Source organism: Paraburkholderia sp. SIMBA_054 (assembly GCF_046534875.1).
Taxonomy (GTDB): domain Bacteria; phylum Pseudomonadota; class Gammaproteobacteria; order Burkholderiales; family Burkholderiaceae; genus Paraburkholderia; species Paraburkholderia hospita.
The window spans coordinates 73464-88543 of the sequence record NZ_JAWRXV010000018.1; the positions used below are offsets into that span (position 1 = coordinate 73464).

The following is a 15080-nucleotide window of genomic DNA, read 5'->3' on the forward strand; positions in this document are numbered from 1 at the left end:
ACCCATGCGCGCGCCCATTCGAGGCCGATTTGTTTCGCTGGCGAGTCTGAATCCACCACGCCGAGAATACCCGGCGCTTCTATAAACTAGCCCGCATTTCGCAATCAACCACGCGGTGCGATTGCTCCACGGCTAAACGATCAGTCCTGTCCCTGAAACGCTATCATTTCAACATTTCTTGAAATATAGAAATGGAACGGGTAAAGTAGTCCACATGGACACGATCAATGCCGTACGCGCGCTCGGCGCGCTCGCTCACGAATCCCGCCTCGCCATCTTTCGCCAGCTTGTCATTGCCGGCCCTGAAGGCATGGCAGCGGGTGAAGTCGCGCAGCAGTTGGGGATTTCGCCTTCCGGCCTGTCGTTTCACCTGAAAGACCTCACGCACGCTGAACTGGTGAGTTCGCGACAGGAGGGGCGCTTCGTCATCTACACCGCCAACTTCGATGCGATGACCACGCTGATCGGCTTTCTCACGGAGAACTGTTGCGCCGGCGTCCCCTGCGCCGCCAGCGATCTTTCCAACTGCTGCGGAGACAAGCCATGAAACGCATGCACATCCACGTCGCGGTCGAGAACCTTGCGGACAGCGTCCGCTTTTATAGCGCGGTGTTCGGCAACGTCGAGCCGACGGTTACGAAGAGCGACTATTGCAAGTGGGAGTTGACCGATCCGCCCGTGAACTTTGCGATCTCCCAACGCGGTGCGAAGCCGGGCGTCGACCACATCGGCATCCAGGTCGAAACCGATGAAGAACTTGCCGAGATGAACGCGCGCTTCGCTGCGGCCGCACTCCCTGTGCAGCACCAGAGCGGCACCACGTGTTGCTATGCGAAGTCCGACAAGGCGTGGACCGTCGATCCGCAAGGCGTCGCGTGGGAAACCTTTCGAACGCTCGAATCGGCGCCCGTCTATGGACAGTCCCATATCGAGGCATTACCAGTAAGCGGATCGACGGCAGCCTGTTGCGTGCCGTCCGAGACCGCGATTTCAATCCGGAGCCGCCAATGAGCGACAAACCTTATTCCGTCCTGATCCTTTGCACGGGCAACAGCGCGCGCAGCATCATGGCTGAAGCGCTGTTCAACGTGCTTGGCAAAGGCCGCTTTCGCGCATACAGCGCGGGCAGCCATCCATCCGGCGCGGTCAATCCGTTCGCGGTCGAGCGATGCAACGCGCTGGGCTATGACACGGCACAGATGCGCAGCAAGAGTTGGGACGAGTTCGCCAAACCCGACGCGCCGCAGATGGACTTTGTCATCACCGTGTGCGATCAGGCTGCTGGCGAGGTCTGTCCGATCTGGCCTGGCAAGCCCGTGACGGCGCATTGGGGATTCGAAGATCCCGCGGCCTTCCAGGGAACCGACGACGAGAAGCGTAAAGTCTTCGACAAGGTCTATCGACAGATCATGAACCGCGTGAACCAATTCGTGAACCTGCCTTTGCATGTTCTCGATCACAACGCGATCCAGCGCGAAATGCGCGCGATCGGCGAACGCCCGGCAGAAGAAGCCAATGAGCAGCACTGAGGCTCGCACAGCCGTGCGCCCGGCGATTGGTTTTTTCGAGCGCTATCTGACGCTATGGGTTGCGCTGTGCATCGTTGCCGGTGTGGTGTTCGGGCAGATACTTCCGCGCGTGTTTCAGGCGATAGGCCGTATGGAAGTGGCGCACGTCAACGTGCCCGTCGGGGTGCTGATCTGGATCATGATTATCCCGATGCTCGTCAAGATCGACTTCGCGGCGATGAAGCAGGTCGGCAGCCAATGGCGCGGCATCGGCGTGACCCTTGCGGTCAACTGGCTCGTCAAGCCGTTCTCGATGGCGCTGCTCGGTTGGCTGTTCATCCGTCACGTGTTCCGGCCTTGGCTGCCCGTCGAGCAGCTCGACAGCTACGTCGCGGGTCTGATCCTGCTGGCCGCCGCGCCCTGCACGGCGATGGTGTTCGTGTGGTCGCAGCTGTGCAAGGGCGATCCGTATTTCACGTTGTCGCAGGTCGCGCTGAACGACTCGATCATGATCGTGGCGTTCGCTCCCCTCGTCGCGTTGCTGCTCGGCTTGTCTGCGATTACGGTGCCGTGGGATACGCTGATCGCGTCCGTCTGTCTGTACATCGTCATTCCCGTCATCCTCGCGCAACTGCTGCGGCGCCATCTGCTGGCGCGCGGCGAAGCGCATTTTCGCAGCGTCGTTGCGCGCCTTGGCCCGTGGTCGATCTGCGCATTGCTTGCGACGCTGGTCCTGCTGTTCGCGTTTCAAGGCCAGGCGATCGTCGCGCAGCCGCTGGTGATCGCGATGCTCGCTGTGCCGATCCTCGTTCAGGTGTTTCTGAACTCGGGGCTTGCCTACCTGCTCAATCGCCGGCTTGGCGTCGCACATTGCGTGGCTGGACCATCCAGTCTCATTGGCGCGAGCAACTTCTTCGAACTCGCAGTCGCCACGGCAATCAGTCTGTTCGGTTTTCACTCGGGCGCCGCGCTCGCGACAGTAGTCGGCGTATTGATCGAGGTGCCCGTGATGCTGCTGGTGGTCGGCATCGTGAACCGTTCACAGCTCTGGTATGAATCAGGGCATCGGCAAGCTGCGGCCAGCCTTCGGAGAAACTGACCATGCTGAGCGATCTGCCGAACATCAGCGCTTCACATCTCGAAACACCGCAACTGGAGAAGCTGACACCCGCGGCTACATCGACGCATCCGCCGCGCATCCTGCTGCTGTATGGGTCGCTGCGGGCCACGTCGTACAGCCGGCTGCTTACGCTCGAAGCCGAGCGCATCCTCCGGCATTTCGGCGCGGACACACGTGTGTTCGATCCTCACGGCCTGCCGCTCGCCGATAGCGTCCCGGCAGACCATCCGAAGGTGATCGAACTGCGCAAACTGTCGGAGTGGTCCGAGGGGCAGGTATGGTGCAGCCCTGAGCGTCACGGCAATCTGACGGCCGTGTTCAAGAACCAGATCGACTGGCTGCCGCTCGAAAGCGCGGGAATACGGCCGACGCAAGGCCGCACGCTCGCTGTCATGCAGGTGTGTGGCGGCTCGCAGTCTTTCAACGCGGTGAATGCGCTGCGCGTGCTCGGCCGCTGGATGCGGATGGTGACGATCCCCAACCAGTCGTCGGTTGCGAAGGCCTATCAGGAGTTCGATTCCGACGGCCGGATGAAGCCCTCTGCCTACTACGACCGCGTGGTCGACGTGATGGAAGAGCTGTTCAAATTCACGCTGCTTGTCCGGGATCGTTCGGACTATCTGACCGATCGCTATAGTGAACGGAAGGAGGCAGCGCCCGCGCCGGCGAGCACGCTTGCCAGCGCGGCGATGCGACACGAAACCAGTTCGAATGCCGACACCGACGACAGCGAAACTGAATGAGCCCGATCACGTTCATGCGCGGATAGAGACGTGGGCGCTCGCGGTCGCGCAGCTGGTTTCGTGGGGCTCCATCTACTATGCGTTTTCGCTTTTTGTCGTGCCGATGGAAAGCACGATGGGATGGAGCCGCACAGCGACGAACGCCGCGCTCTCGACGGGCCTGCTGGTCTCGGGCTTCGCAGCCTACCCGGTCGGGACGCTCATAGACCGTGGACACGGCCGCATGGTGATGACGGGCGGCACGATCCTCGCAACGGCGATGCTCGCTGTGTGGTCGCAGGCTCACAGTCTGTCCACGCTGTTTGCCGTATGGGTAGGGCTCGGCATTGCCATGGCGGCGACGCTCTACGACCCTGTGTTCGCCGTCATCACGCGCGATTTTCCGGCCAGCTATCCGGGAAGGATCACGCTGATAACGCTCGTGGCGGGATTCGCGAGCACTGTGTTCATTCCGCTGACACAGGTCCTGATCGACGGGTATCACTGGCGCGGCGCGCTGATCGTGCTGGCGCTCGCTAACGTCGCTGTTTGTCTTCCTATCCACGTGTTTGCTATTCGACGGAACGCACGCGCGGATGGCGTATCAGATCGAAGTACGTTCAACGCGACCAGCAGGGAATCAACGCGACGCGCCTTGCGAACGCCCGCATTCTGGGGACTCGCCGTCTGCTTCACTGCCTACTATTCGACATTTGCCGCCTTGACGTTCCACCTCGTTCCGCTAATGACCGAGCGTGCAGTGTCGCCTGCCGCGACACTCGCTACGATGGCAACCATCGGGCCGGCACAGGTACTTGCGCGGGTCCTGTGGTTCACGGCCGGCAGGAACGTGCGTCCGGCCATCATCGGCATTGTGGTCACCACGGCTTTCCCCGCCTCGGTCGTGATCCTGATGTGCGTCGGCACGTCCACGGCTGGGCTCATCCTGTTCGCGGTTGTGTACGGCGGCGCCAACGGCATGATGACCATTCTGCGCGGGACGATTGTCCAGAACATCCTCTGGACGGAAGGCTACGGCGCGGTGAGCGGCCTTCTTTCGATGCCGTCGAACATCGCGAAAGGCATTGCACCGATCTCGGCGGCGGCAATATGGGCGATGACGGACAACTATCTCCCCGTCGAATGGACGGTGCTGATTGTGTCGCTGGTGTCGGCAGGCGCTTTCGTGTTCGCTGTGCGATCGGCGGCTCGAGTGACCTCCACGCTCACTGCGCGAGGAAGCAGCACGTCATGAGATCAGGTCCGCTGGAGACCTGATTTTTTGCAGGTTCTACGAGATGCAAGCATACGTAGAACCTGCACGGTGGCGTGACGATTTCACTCCGCGTTAGTCACCGCGTCCGCTTCGCACGCGGCTTGCCTGCAGCATCTCCATTCGGGCTTTCGCCTTCCTGCGGGTCTTCGCTTTCCAGCTGTCGCTTGTCGGATTGCTCGATCGGAGGCTCGACGGGCGCATCATCCGCGCCCTCGGCTTCGATCTGCCGGCGTGCCGTATCCCAGTACTCGTCGGCATGTTTCCTGGGGTCGTCGTCCCGCTCCCAAAGTTGATACGCACGTTCGCGAATCCGTTCGTCGGTGCTGCGTTCGCCATCATATTCAGCCATGTCGTTCTCCCGGGATCAATAGCGCCTTGGCATTGAGCATTCGCGATGCCTGATCCTGGAACGACGTCGGCAATGTCATCCGATACTTTCGACGGCAGCGTCAATTTGCCTGCCGCGCGGGCCGGGGAGCCCGAAATGCCTGGCAAGCGTATCGACGACGTTCTCCGCCATGCTCCGGCGCGTTTCGTCCGTCGCCGAGCCGATATGCGGCGTCAACACTACTCTGCGATCGCGTATTAGCGCTTCGGGAACGACCGGTTCGTACTCGAAAACATCGAGCGCCGCGCCCGCAATCCCGTCTTGCGCCAACGCGGCAATCAGCGCCGCTTCGTCGACCACAGGCCCGCGTGAAATGTTCACGAGATACCCGCGAGGTCCAAGCGCATCGAGCACGGCTGCATTGACGAGATGATGCGTGGAAGGAGAAAGCGGGCAGGTCAGAATCAGCATGTCGCAATCGCGCGCGAGATGGGCGACGTCGTCATAGTACGGAATATCGACCGTTTTCCGGCTCGGGCCGAAATACGCGAGGTTCGAGCCAAATGCTTGCAGGCGCTTCGCGATTGCGGACCCAATCGTGCCGAGTCCGACGATCCCGACCTTCATGCGCGAGATCGAACGTCCAAGCGGATATTGTCCGTGCTCAGGCCACGTTCCCGTGCGGACGAAGGCGTCCGCGCTGATGAAGTCGCGGGTGACGGCAAGCGCAAGACCGACGGCTGCATTCGCGACGTCTTCGGCCAGAATGTGTGACGTGTTTTCAATCGTGATGCCGCGCAACCTGGTTGCCTGCACGTCCAGATTGTCGAGACCTGCGCTGTAGCTCGAAATGATCTCGACAGCAGGCACGGCGTCGAGAAACGTTGCGTCGATCTTCGTCTTGCGTAACGCAATGCCGCGCACTTCATGACCATGCTTCGCCAGAAACGCAGCGGCGGCGTCGGGATCTTTCGGCAGATCGAGAACATTGAAAAGCGCTCTGAGTTCCGCATTAGTCCACTCGGGCAATTCCGCCGCGTTGAGTACGGTTGGCTTCAGCGTGTCCGCTTGTTGCATAGTTTGATTTCCATTAAGTGCCGGGCGTGCGCATCTGCACGCGCTTGATATTGCCCATGAACAGCAGGTAGACGACTGCCGCGACGAGGCAGTGCGCAGCGACGAAGTAGAGCCCGACTGTATAGCCGCCCGTTGCCTGCACGATGTAGCCGAACGCGATCGGCGTGACGATGCCGCCGATGTTGCCGACGCAATTGAAGATCGCGCCCGCAAGGCCAACCGCTTCGCGCGGCGCCGTGTCGCTGACGATCGCCCACGTGCCCGCGCCCGCAGCAGTGCCTTTGCCGAAGAACGCAAGCGTCATCAGCAGCACGATCAGGAGATTGCTCTCGGTGAAGGCGGACAGCACGAGGCAGCAGCCCACCAGCATGCCGACGATATACGGGGTCTTGCGCGCCCACGAAACGCTCCAGCCGTGACGGATGAGCATATCGGAGATCACGCCGCCCGCAATGCCGCCGAGAAAGCCGGACACGGCGGGAATCATCGTTGCGAAACCCGCTTCCATGACGTTCATGCCGCGTGCCTGCACGAGATAGATCGGGAACCACGTGATGAAGAAATAGCTCAGCGCGATGGTGCAGTACTGGCCGATATACGAGCACCACAGCATCCGGTTGCCGAGCAGCGTCCGTACGAGCGCCCACGACACGGCGGGGCGTGCCTGCAGTTCGTGTTTCGAGTCGATGTCGATCATCGCGCCGCCCGCAATGATGTGATCGAGCTCGCTCGACGATACGCGCGGATGGTTGCGCGGTTCGTGCATGACGACGGCCCACAGGCCAGCCGCTGCAATGCCGATGAGTCCAAGCGCGATGAAGGGCGAGGGCCAGCCGAACTTCGCCGTGAGCCAGCCCGCGAAAGGCGAGAAGATCGCCACCGCGAAGTAGGAAGCGGAAGCGAACAGCGATGTCGCGAGCCCGCGCTCTTCCTTCGGGAACCACATGACCGCGACGCGGCCGTTCGCCGGGAAACTCGGTGCCTCGATCAGGCCGAGCGCGAAGCGCAGCGCAAACAGCAGCGCAAGTGCAACGGAGACATCCGACGTGACGTTGCCGATGAAGCCGACCAGCATGGTCGCGATCGACCACAGAATGAGCGTTGCGCCATACATCTTCTTGGTGCCGAACCGGTCGAGCAGCAGGCCGCCTGGAATCTGACCCACCACATACGCCCAGCTGAATGCCGACAGCACATAGCCCAACTGCACGTGATTCAGGCCGAATTCCTTCGCGATGCCGGGCCCTGCAATCGACAGGATCGCGCGGTCCGCATAGGCGACCGTCGCCAGCAGCAGGATCGTCGCGAGGATCGAGTAGCGCGTGCGCGTCATGCGCTCCGATGCCGTCGATATATACTGGGTCGTTCGGTCTGAAGCCATCGATATCTCCTCCTTGGTGCGCGCGTCGTGCGGATTTTTTTGTGTGTTTATGTTTTGCATTAAACCGGCGGCACCTATGACCGTCAACCTTGATTGAGTCAATCAACGTGAAGAACTGGATGACACAGGAGGAGGCGTGCGCGGCGCTCTGCGTGCGCAAGCAGACGCTATACGCCTATGTCAGCCGCGGTCAGATCGAGGTTCGCTGGGACCCGGATCACATCAGCCGCAAGCTGTATCGCGCGTCGGATATTTCGATGCTGATGAAAAAGCGCGACCTTGGGCGCGCGCGCAAGAACATCGCGGCGAGCACGATGGCGTGGGGCGAGCCCATCATCAATACGCATATCTCGACCATCGTTCGTGGCAGGCTGTATTACCGCGGCAAGGACGCGATTCAAATGGCCGCGACCGCGACGCTGGAGGAAGCAGCGCAACTGTTGTGGGACTCGGCCGAACGGCCGCGCTTTCCGGCTTCCCAACCGGTCAGGATGGAAGGTTCCGCAAGAGCGCGTGTCTTTGCCGCAATGAGCATGGCGGCCGCTGAGGGCGGGTCGGTTCATGTGCGGGACGTCGAGCGCATGCATGAGGACGCGGCCGGATTGGTCGGCCATCTCGCGAGTGCTTTTGTCGGGCTCGATTCGGACGAGGGGCCGCTGCATCTGCGCATCGCTCGTGCATGGCGGGCTGAGCGGCACGCGGAGCTTTTGCGCAGGACGCTCGTGCTGCTCGCGGATCAGGAACTGACCAGCTCGGCGTTTGCTGCCCGTGTTGCTGCGTCGACGGGTGCGTCGCTTGGTGCGTGCATGCTGGCGGGACTTGCCGCATTCTCCGGGCCGTTGCACGGCGACGCGATTACACGAGTGCATGCGTTGATCGACGATGCGCGCCATTCGGGAGCCGAGCAGACCGTGCGACGCCGGCTCGCCGATAACAAGTCGTTACCCGGTTTTGGACACGAGCTTTACCCGCAAGGCGATCCGCGAGCAGCCTGTCTGCTGTCGATGTTAGCGCCGTCGCAAACGACGGGCGAGCTGATCGCTTGCGTGGACAGCTCGACGGGCATGCAGCCCACTATCGATATTGCGCTTGCCGCACTCGTCGAGCATTGTGAGCTGCAAAGAGACGCGGCCTTCGCGCTGTTCGCGATCGCAAGAAGCGTAGGCTGGGCCGCGCACTCCATCGAACAGATGACGAGCGGCAGTCTGTTGCGTCCTCGCGCGCACTATATCGGGCCTGCCGTCGCCGAAGGAGACGACCTCGAAGCTTGAGCCCCGCGCCGTCCCTACCAGCGCAACAGCTTCGGCCCCAGCCACGCGCCGATGCCCGCGGGCAGCAACATCCCGATCGCGTACCACACGCTCCAGAACGCCGGGCTCATCTCCGGGCAATGCAGGCAATACACGATCGTCGCAGTGGAACTCGCAAGCAGCCCGGCGACGGCACCCGCGAGCCGCAACTGCGTCGGCGCAAGGGACTTGACGGCCCAGAACACGGCAGGAAACGTCGGCACCGACAGCAGCACGATATTGAACGGGCACGTGCGCCACGTATGACCGAGCACGATCGGCAAGCGCGTGCCGGGCGCCGCGCTGTCGAGCACCATCATGCTCGCGATCCACACCGCGACAAACGGCAACGCGATGATCGCCCACGAATAGCCCGCACGCGCGCCCGGTCGGCCGAGCCGCATCACGGCGAGCATCGCGCCCACCGCGATCGCAAGCGGATACGCCATCTTCGCCCAGAAGATCGTGGTGCGCGCGACGCTGCCCAGATCGTGCCGCACGCCGAACACCACGCTCATCAGGATCAGCGAGCCCAACGCGCCGAGCAGCAGCGCTTTGGTGAAGCGGCGCGCAACAGCGCCGCGCTCGATACGCGTCACCTGGTTCGACAGCAGGCCAATGAGATCGTCGGTCTTCATCGCAGCCCCCGAATGAGCGCGGACAGCGCCTTGAGACCCCTGTGCACGCCGACCTTAACGGCCGATTCGGACAGGCCCGTGATGCGCGCCGTCTCCGTCACCGACAGGCCTTCGAGCTTCATGTGAACGATGGGCAATCGCTGCTTGTCGGGCAGATGTTCAAGCAGCTTGCCGATATCGTGGCGCGCCTGAGCGGGTTCGTCGTCGGTGTCGGCGAGCAGCTCGGCGTAGTCGTCGAGCGGATCGTTGAGGGATTCGCGGCGTGCGCGCGAACGGAAGAAATCCATCAGCTTGTAGCGGGCGATCGCATGCAGCCACGCAGTCAGCGGTTCGTCCGGACGATAGGTGTGACGCGCATTATGCACTGCGAGCAGAATCTCCTGGACGAGGTCTTCGACGTCGTCGCGATAGTGCGGAATGCGTCTGCGCAGAAAGCCGCGCAGGTGCCGCGTGAGTGCCTGCAGAAAGCTGCGATAAGCGTCGGCATCGCCGTCGAGTCCGCGCACGAACAATGCTTTCAGGCGGCTTTCCGCTTCTTGCAACATGGCTCCCTTATTGGCAGGACGGCGAGACGACGAGACGTGCACGTGGCTCGCTGCCGCGGCGAGCGGGGCGCTGAGCTTCAGATCGAGCGTTTCGGCACAGCCGAAGCCGTGATGCGCCACTATAGCGCGGTCGTCGTCCATCGTCGTCACCCGCCTCCTTTACCGGGTTAATTCGTCGTTTCACCGTTTCCGGTTACACGTGTTCGAAATTTTTTCGCGAGCGGAGTGAATTGCTCGAAAAAGCACGCGAGGCTGTAACCAATCCCGTGTCCCTGACGAATTGACGTGTATCAGACCGTCATGGTGATCGACATGGACACGATGAAAGCGACCCTCACTCCGGCACCCGAAACCGCACCGCGCAATGCACCGATTCATCCGATCTGGCTGCGCATCACGCATTGGCTCAATGCTTTCGCCGCACTCGTGATGATGTTCTCGGGCTGGCGCATCTATGACGCGTCGCCGGTGTTTCACAACATCGTGATTCCACCGTCTATTACCCTCGGCGGCTGGCTTGGCGGCGCGCTGCAATGGCACTTCGCGGCGATGTGGCTGCTGGTGTTCAACGGCATCGTGTATCTCGCGCTGAACATCGCAAGCGGGCGCCTCGTCGCGAAGTTCTTCCCGATCTCGCCGCGCGCCGTGCTGCGCGACTTCCTCGCCGCATTGAGCGGCAAGCTCGCTCACACAGATTTGCGCCAGTACAACGCGGTGCAGAAGCTCGCGTATCTCGTCGTGATCGTCGATCTCGTGGTGCTCGTGCTGTCGGGGCTTGCGATCTGGAAGTCGGTCCAGTTTCCGCTGTTGCGCGAGCTGATGGGCGGCTATGACAACGCGCGCATCGTTCACTTCTGCGCGATGGCTGTGATGGCGGCGTTCGTCGTCGTGCATGTCGCGATGGTCGCGCTCGTGCCGCGCTCGCTCCTGACCATGTTGCGCGGCCGCTGATTTCCGCCCGAGGACACGACATGAAGACCGACGACAAACCCATCATCAAGCTCGACCGCGCAGCGATTCTCGCGGATGCGCGCCGCGAACTGGACATGCCTTCGCGCCGTCTGTTCGGCAAGCGCCTGTTGACCTTGGGCGGCCTGTCGCTGCTCACAGGCTGCTCGATCACCGACGACAAATCGGTCAACGCATTTCTGACTGCCGTCTCACGGCTGAACGATCGCGCGCAGGCGTTCCTGTTCGATCCAAACCAGCTCGCGCCGACCTACACCGAAGCGCAACTCACGCGGCCCTTTCCGTTCAATGCGTTCTACGGCATCGACGACGTGCCCGAAGTGAACGGCAGCGACTATCGGCTGAAGGTGAGCGGTCTCGTGACAGGGCAACGCGTGTGGACGCTGCCCGAGTTGTACGCGCTGCCGCACGCGGAGCAGATCACGCGGCATATCTGCGTGGAAGGGTGGAGCGCAATCGGACGCTGGGGCGGCACGCCGTTCGCGGAGTTCCTCCGCCGCGTCGGGGCGGATACGAGCGCGAAGTATGTCGGCTTTCGCTGCGCCGACGACTACTACGAGAGCATCGACATGCCGACGGCGCTGCATCCGCAGACCTTGCTCACGTTCGAATACGACGGCGAACGTTTGCCTGCGAAATACGGCTACCCGATGAAGCTGCGGATGCCGACCAAGCTCGGCTACAAGAACCCGAAGCATATCGTCGAGATCTTCGTTACCAATACCTATCCCGGCGGCTATTGGGTCGATCAGGGCTACAACTGGTTCGGCGGTTCCTGAGCGCAGTTCTTCTTTTTCCGGTTCCGGTCATGCCGGATACCAATTTCAACCCAGCAAGGAGATGAGCAATGAAACGACTGATGACGGCAGTATTCGCAGCAGCGATGGCGTTAGGCACGACGGCTGCATTCGCGCAGGCAAGCGGCGCGATGGCAAACGATGCGATGAGCAAAGACAGCATGTCGCACGACGCGATGAAAAAGGACAACATGTCGCACGATTCGATGAAGAAGAGCGACAAGATGAAGAAGCACGACGCGATGGGAATGGATCATCCGGCGTCGGGGGCGATGTCGCAGTAAGCCGGCGCAACCGCACAAGCCGGGCGTGCATGCGCGCCCGGCTGATTCCATATGGGCCGTTCAGGCCTGCGCCTGAAAAACCAGATTGAACGGCGTTTGCGTCGCGCGCCTGAAACGCGTGAAGCCGCCCGCAGTCACGACTTCCCTGAGCCGCGCTTCGCCCGCCTGCGCGCCGAGCGCTTTTCTGCCTTCCTGCGACAACGACGCGCCCGTGCAGATCATCGTCGATGCCGAATAAAACACGCGCCCGATAGGGTTGAGATTGTCTTCGAGCCGGTCGTTCGCAAAGGGCTCGACGATCATCCACGTGCCCTCGGGCTTCAGCGATTGCAATACATGGGCCGCCGCGCCCGTCGGGTCGCCCATGTCGTGCAGGCAATCGAAGAATGCGACGAGATCGTAGTCGCTTCCCGGGTATTGTTGTGCGCTTGCCATTTCGAACGTGACGCGCTCGCTGAGACCCGATTCATCCGCGAGTTCTCGTGCTCGTTGCACGGACGGTTCGTGATAGTCGAAGCCGACGAAGGTCGCGTCCGGATAGGCCTGCGCCATCAGCATCGTCGATATGCCGTGGCCGCAGCCAACATCCGCGACTTTCGCGCCGCGTCCCTTGAGTATGGCTTCGACACCGATTAAAGCCGGAATCCACTCGTCGACCAGATGCGCCGCATAGCCTGGACGAAAGAATCGCTCTGTGCCCTTGAACAGCGATGGATGATGCTGATGCCATCCGACGCCCAGCCCCGTGCGAAATGCGCCTTCGAGCTTCGGCAGGCTGCGGAACATCGCTTCGGCGCAGTCGGCGAAACCGGGGATGAACGTCGGGCTGCCTTCTTCGGCAAAGCACATCGCCATTTCGTTTTCGAGCTGGTAGCGGGCGGTTTCGGCATCGTAGCGGATGAAGCCCGATGCGGCCTGCGCCGCAAGCCATTCGCGCACGTATCGCTCGGCGAGGCCGGCGCGGTCGGCGACCTGTTCGGAGGTCATCCAGCCCTGTTCGGTCATCGCCTTGTACAGGCCGAGCCGGTCGCCCAGCGCGATCAGCGGCGCCGAGGCGACCGCGCCGAACTCTCCAACCATGCGCTCCATGAAGTCCTGCACTTTCTGTTCGTCGTATTGCACGTGCCACCTCCCTGAAGAAGGCAGAATTGATATGACGAAAAGAGCGTCCCGTCGATGCGTGCGTTTCGCCGACTTCGCCCATGCAAAGTATAGATACTGAAAAGACAGATGAAAGGCAAAGTACAGGTGACGGCGGGCGATTCGATCGTGTGTATGATCCGCGAACATCACCGTGTCTTTATCCATTCACCAGGACTTCAGATGAGTTCAAGCAGGCAGCCCAAACGCAACCTTCCGGGCAAACAGGATCTGGAAGCGATGTCGGTATTCCGTTACGAGCTGCGCAAGTTCTTGCGCGCGTCCGAGGAGATCGCCAACGCGGCGGGTATTACGACGCTGCAATATCAATTGCTGCTGCATGTGCGCGGTTTCGAGGGGAGGCAGTGGGCCACTGTCGGCGAACTGGCGGAGCGTCTGCAGGCCGCGCCGAACGGCACGGCGGCGCTCGTGTCGCGCTGCGAATCGGCCGGTCTCGTAACGCGCAAGCCTGACGCCGAAGATCGCCGCCAGGTGCAGGTGCATCTGACGCCGAAGGGCGAGCGCTGCCTGCTCAAGCTCGCAGCCGAGCACAAGGCGCACTACGGCTCATTTGGCTGGGTGTTCGGCGACACGAGCGAATAACCATTTGCGCACGGGTTGTACGTGTCGAAACGGAGGATCGCGCATTTATGTCACAATGTGCCTTACTTTGCTTTAGTCACACTGACGCCCCGATGCGCATTCCCGTACTTCTCGACCGACGCGCGTTGCTGCGCGGCAGGCGGCTTTGGCTGCATTACGGCGTATTCTGGCTCGGCGCGGTCGCGACCGGGCTTGTCGCCGTCATGTATGCGCGGCTGATCGATTTCGGCTACGACGCGTTTCTGCGCTATACGACGAAGTTCTGGTGGCTGCCGCTCGTGCTCACACCCGCAGTCGCGGCGCTCGGTGTCTGGATTACGCGGCGCTGCTTCGCGGGCGCTGAAGGCAGCGGCATTCCGCAAGTCATCGCGACGCTGCACGAAGGGCGCGACCTCGGTCCGCGTCTGCTGAACATGCGTATTCTGGTCGGCAAGATCGCCGTGTCGTTTCTGTCGATTCTCGGCGGATTCACCATCGGACGTGAAGGGCCGACCATCCACATCGGCGCCGCGCTGATGTTCAGCCTGCGGCGCTTCTATCCGGCGCGCTTGCGCAGTCTTCGCGGCGTGGGCCTGGAGCGCAAACTCGCGCTGGCCGGTGCGGCTGCCGGGCTGTCCGCGGCATTCAATGCGCCGCTCGCGGGCGTTGTCTTCGCCATCGAAGAACTGACACGCAGCTTCGAAACGCGAACCAGCGGCGTGCTGATTACGGCGATCATCTTCGCGGGCATCGTCTCGCTAGGCTTGCAGGGCAACTACACGTACTTCGGCACGATCGACATCGACGGGCATTTTCCCGATCTGCTCGTCGTTGCTGTCGTGATGCTGGGGGTCGTGACGGGCGTGGCAGGCGGCGCGTTTTGCTGGCTGCTGCTGAACACCGATCGCTGGATGCCCGCGCGGGTCGTGGCGTGGAGAAAAGAACATCCGGTTGCGTTCGGCGCGGCGTGCGGCCTCTTCATTGCGGTGATCGGTGTGGCTGCGGGCGGTCACACGTTCGGCAGCGGCTATGCCGAAGCGCGCGGCATGCTGGAAGGCAATACACAGCTTGGCGCGAGTTATCCGGTGCTGAAGATGGCGTCGATGGTCGGGTCGTATCTGCCTGGCGCGCCGGGCGGGTTGTTTGCACCTTCGCTCGCGATCGGAGCGGGCATCGGCAACGCGCTGCATCTCGTGTTCGGGCAAATGCAACTGCCGATGCTGATCGCGCTCGGCATGGTCGGCTATCTTGCAGCAGTCACGCAAAGTCCGATTACCGCGTTCGTGATCGTGATCGAGATGATCAACGGACACGCGCTGGTGCTCTCGCTGATGGCGACCGCGCTCATTTCCAGCCAGATGTCAAAGCTGTTTGCGCCACCGCTTTATGAAGCGCTGGCGCAGCGGTACCTCGCGAAGCAGTGA

Annotated in this window: 18 protein-coding genes; 12 read left to right on the plus strand and 6 right to left on the minus strand. The window is 61.9% G+C overall.

The window, feature by feature from the left end; genetic code table 11:
- The first annotated feature begins 214 nt into the window (after positions 1–214).
- The 6 genes from SB822_RS22345 to SB822_RS22370 are packed head-to-tail and all read left to right on the plus strand — an operon-like array spanning position 215 to position 4605.
- Positions 215–547, plus strand: coding sequence for an ArsR/SmtB family transcription factor (locus SB822_RS22345; protein WP_410855680.1), 333 nt, complete (start codon positions 215–217; stop codon positions 545–547).
- Positions 544–1011, plus strand: a complete 468-nt coding sequence (locus SB822_RS22350; protein WP_007731159.1) for an ArsI/CadI family heavy metal resistance metalloenzyme — start codon at positions 544–546, stop codon at positions 1009–1011. The genes SB822_RS22345 and SB822_RS22350 overlap by 4 nt, the downstream gene beginning before the upstream one ends.
- The gene (locus SB822_RS22355; protein WP_079490606.1) at positions 1008–1529 is read left to right on the plus strand and encodes an arsenate reductase ArsC; all 522 of its coding nucleotides are present in this window, start codon (positions 1008–1010) and stop codon (positions 1527–1529) included. The genes SB822_RS22350 and SB822_RS22355 overlap by 4 nt, the downstream gene beginning before the upstream one ends.
- Complete coding sequence (arsB, locus tag SB822_RS22360; RefSeq protein ID WP_009771449.1) at positions 1516–2607, plus strand: ACR3 family arsenite efflux transporter; 1092 nt, start codon at positions 1516–1518, stop codon at positions 2605–2607. The genes SB822_RS22355 and arsB overlap by 14 nt, the downstream gene beginning before the upstream one ends.
- A gap of 2 nt (positions 2608–2609) precedes the next feature.
- Positions 2610–3371 carry an arsenical resistance protein ArsH gene (gene arsH, locus SB822_RS22365; RefSeq protein WP_009771450.1) on the plus strand — a complete coding sequence of 254 codons (762 nt, stop codon included), beginning with the start codon at positions 2610–2612 and terminating at the stop codon, positions 3369–3371.
- On the plus strand, positions 3340–4605 hold the full coding sequence (locus SB822_RS22370; RefSeq protein WP_410855681.1) for an MFS transporter: 1266 nt from the start codon (positions 3340–3342) through the stop codon (positions 4603–4605). Before arsH ends, SB822_RS22370 begins: the two co-directional genes overlap by 32 nt.
- A 97-nt stretch (positions 4606–4702) precedes the next feature.
- On the opposite strand, the gene SB822_RS22375 is transcribed toward SB822_RS22370, so the two are convergent.
- From SB822_RS22375 to SB822_RS22385, 3 genes are all read right to left on the minus strand, one after another.
- Entirely contained in the window at positions 4703–4975 is a 273-nt protein-coding gene (locus SB822_RS22375; RefSeq protein WP_007731171.1) for a DUF2934 domain-containing protein, read from the minus strand.
- 75 nt (positions 4976–5050) lie between these two features.
- Positions 5051–6031, minus strand: a complete 981-nt coding sequence (locus tag SB822_RS22380) for a 2-hydroxyacid dehydrogenase (RefSeq protein ID WP_410855682.1) — start codon at positions 6029–6031, stop codon at positions 5051–5053.
- A gap of 13 nt (positions 6032–6044) precedes the next feature.
- Positions 6045–7412, minus strand: a complete 1368-nt coding sequence (locus SB822_RS22385; RefSeq protein WP_079490592.1) for an MFS transporter — start codon at positions 7410–7412, stop codon at positions 6045–6047.
- A gap of 119 nt (positions 7413–7531) precedes the next feature.
- On the opposite strand from SB822_RS22385, the gene SB822_RS22390 reads away from it, so the two are divergent.
- Positions 7532–8683 (plus strand): citrate synthase, encoded by a 1152-nt coding sequence (locus SB822_RS22390; RefSeq protein WP_410855736.1) that lies wholly within the window; start codon positions 7532–7534, stop codon positions 8681–8683.
- A 14-nt stretch (positions 8684–8697) separates the two neighbouring features.
- Here SB822_RS22390 and SB822_RS22395 read toward each other — a convergent pair whose 3' ends face one another.
- Both SB822_RS22395 and SB822_RS22400 read right to left on the minus strand, forming a co-directional pair.
- Entirely contained in the window at positions 8698–9339 is a 642-nt protein-coding gene (locus SB822_RS22395) for a DUF1109 domain-containing protein (RefSeq protein WP_009771456.1), read from the minus strand.
- Positions 9336–9884, minus strand: coding sequence for a sigma-70 family RNA polymerase sigma factor (locus tag SB822_RS22400; RefSeq protein WP_054931368.1), 549 nt, complete (start codon positions 9882–9884; stop codon positions 9336–9338). The genes SB822_RS22395 and SB822_RS22400 overlap by 4 nt, the downstream gene beginning before the upstream one ends.
- 312 nt (positions 9885–10196) lie before the next feature.
- On the opposite strand from SB822_RS22400, the gene SB822_RS22405 reads away from it, so the two are divergent.
- From SB822_RS22405 to SB822_RS22415, 3 genes are all read left to right on the plus strand, one after another.
- A complete protein-coding gene (locus tag SB822_RS22405) occupies positions 10197–10835 on the plus strand; it encodes a cytochrome b/b6 domain-containing protein (protein WP_035536614.1) in 639 nt (212 codons plus the stop codon).
- Between the two features lie 20 nt (positions 10836–10855).
- Entirely contained in the window at positions 10856–11632 is a 777-nt protein-coding gene (locus SB822_RS22410; protein WP_007731181.1) for a molybdopterin-dependent oxidoreductase, read from the plus strand.
- Positions 11633–11700: 68 nt separating this feature from the next.
- Complete coding sequence (locus SB822_RS22415) at positions 11701–11934, plus strand: pentapeptide MXKDX repeat protein (protein WP_007731183.1); 234 nt, start codon at positions 11701–11703, stop codon at positions 11932–11934.
- 60 nt (positions 11935–11994) lie between these two features.
- On the opposite strand, the gene SB822_RS22420 is transcribed toward SB822_RS22415, so the two are convergent.
- The gene (locus SB822_RS22420; RefSeq protein WP_410855683.1) at positions 11995–13056 is read right to left on the minus strand and encodes a class I SAM-dependent methyltransferase; all 1062 of its coding nucleotides are present in this window, start codon (positions 13054–13056) and stop codon (positions 11995–11997) included.
- A 201-nt stretch (positions 13057–13257) separates the two neighbouring features.
- Between SB822_RS22420 and SB822_RS22425 the strand changes: the two genes are divergently transcribed.
- Together SB822_RS22425 and SB822_RS22430 are read left to right on the plus strand one after the other, a co-directional pair.
- Complete coding sequence (locus tag SB822_RS22425) at positions 13258–13677, plus strand: MarR family winged helix-turn-helix transcriptional regulator (protein WP_007731186.1); 420 nt, start codon at positions 13258–13260, stop codon at positions 13675–13677.
- A 92-nt stretch (positions 13678–13769) separates the two neighbouring features.
- The gene (locus SB822_RS22430) at positions 13770–15080 is read left to right on the plus strand and encodes a chloride channel protein (RefSeq protein ID WP_410855684.1); all 1311 of its coding nucleotides are present in this window, start codon (positions 13770–13772) and stop codon (positions 15078–15080) included.

What these genes read in the sequence shown, in the direction of transcription:
- SB822_RS22415 (WP_007731183.1), top strand. Translation starts at nt 11,701, where the DNA reads ATGAAACGACTGATGACGGCAGTATTCGCAGCAGCGATGGCGTTAGGC.
- SB822_RS22390 (WP_410855736.1), top strand. Translation starts at nt 7,532, where the DNA reads ATGACACAGGAGGAGGCGTGCGCGGCGCTCTGCGTGCGCAAGCAGACG.
- SB822_RS22395 (WP_009771456.1), bottom strand. Translation starts at nt 9,339, where the DNA reads ATGAAGACCGACGATCTCATTGGCCTGCTGTCGAACCAGGTGACGCGT.
- SB822_RS22380 (WP_410855682.1), bottom strand. Translation starts at nt 6,031, where the DNA reads ATGCAACAAGCGGACACGCTGAAGCCAACCGTACTCAACGCGGCGGAA.
- arsB (WP_009771449.1), top strand. Translation starts at nt 1,516, where the DNA reads ATGAGCAGCACTGAGGCTCGCACAGCCGTGCGCCCGGCGATTGGTTTT.
- SB822_RS22375 (WP_007731171.1), bottom strand. Translation starts at nt 4,975, where the DNA reads ATGGCTGAATATGATGGCGAACGCAGCACCGACGAACGGATTCGCGAA.
- arsH (WP_009771450.1), top strand. Translation starts at nt 2,610, where the DNA reads ATGCTGAGCGATCTGCCGAACATCAGCGCTTCACATCTCGAAACACCG.
- SB822_RS22345 (WP_410855680.1), top strand. Translation starts at nt 215, where the DNA reads ATGGACACGATCAATGCCGTACGCGCGCTCGGCGCGCTCGCTCACGAA.
- SB822_RS22355 (WP_079490606.1), top strand. Translation starts at nt 1,008, where the DNA reads ATGAGCGACAAACCTTATTCCGTCCTGATCCTTTGCACGGGCAACAGC.
- SB822_RS22430 (WP_410855684.1), top strand. Translation starts at nt 13,770, where the DNA reads ATGCGCATTCCCGTACTTCTCGACCGACGCGCGTTGCTGCGCGGCAGG.
- SB822_RS22425 (WP_007731186.1), top strand. Translation starts at nt 13,258, where the DNA reads ATGAGTTCAAGCAGGCAGCCCAAACGCAACCTTCCGGGCAAACAGGAT.
- SB822_RS22385 (WP_079490592.1), bottom strand. Translation starts at nt 7,412, where the DNA reads ATGGCTTCAGACCGAACGACCCAGTATATATCGACGGCATCGGAGCGC.
- SB822_RS22370 (WP_410855681.1), top strand. Translation starts at nt 3,340, where the DNA reads ATGCCGACACCGACGACAGCGAAACTGAATGAGCCCGATCACGTTCAT.
- SB822_RS22350 (WP_007731159.1), top strand. Translation starts at nt 544, where the DNA reads ATGAAACGCATGCACATCCACGTCGCGGTCGAGAACCTTGCGGACAGC.
- SB822_RS22400 (WP_054931368.1), bottom strand. Translation starts at nt 9,884, where the DNA reads ATGTTGCAAGAAGCGGAAAGCCGCCTGAAAGCATTGTTCGTGCGCGGA.
- SB822_RS22405 (WP_035536614.1), top strand. Translation starts at nt 10,197, where the DNA reads ATGGACACGATGAAAGCGACCCTCACTCCGGCACCCGAAACCGCACCG.
- SB822_RS22410 (WP_007731181.1), top strand. Translation starts at nt 10,856, where the DNA reads ATGAAGACCGACGACAAACCCATCATCAAGCTCGACCGCGCAGCGATT.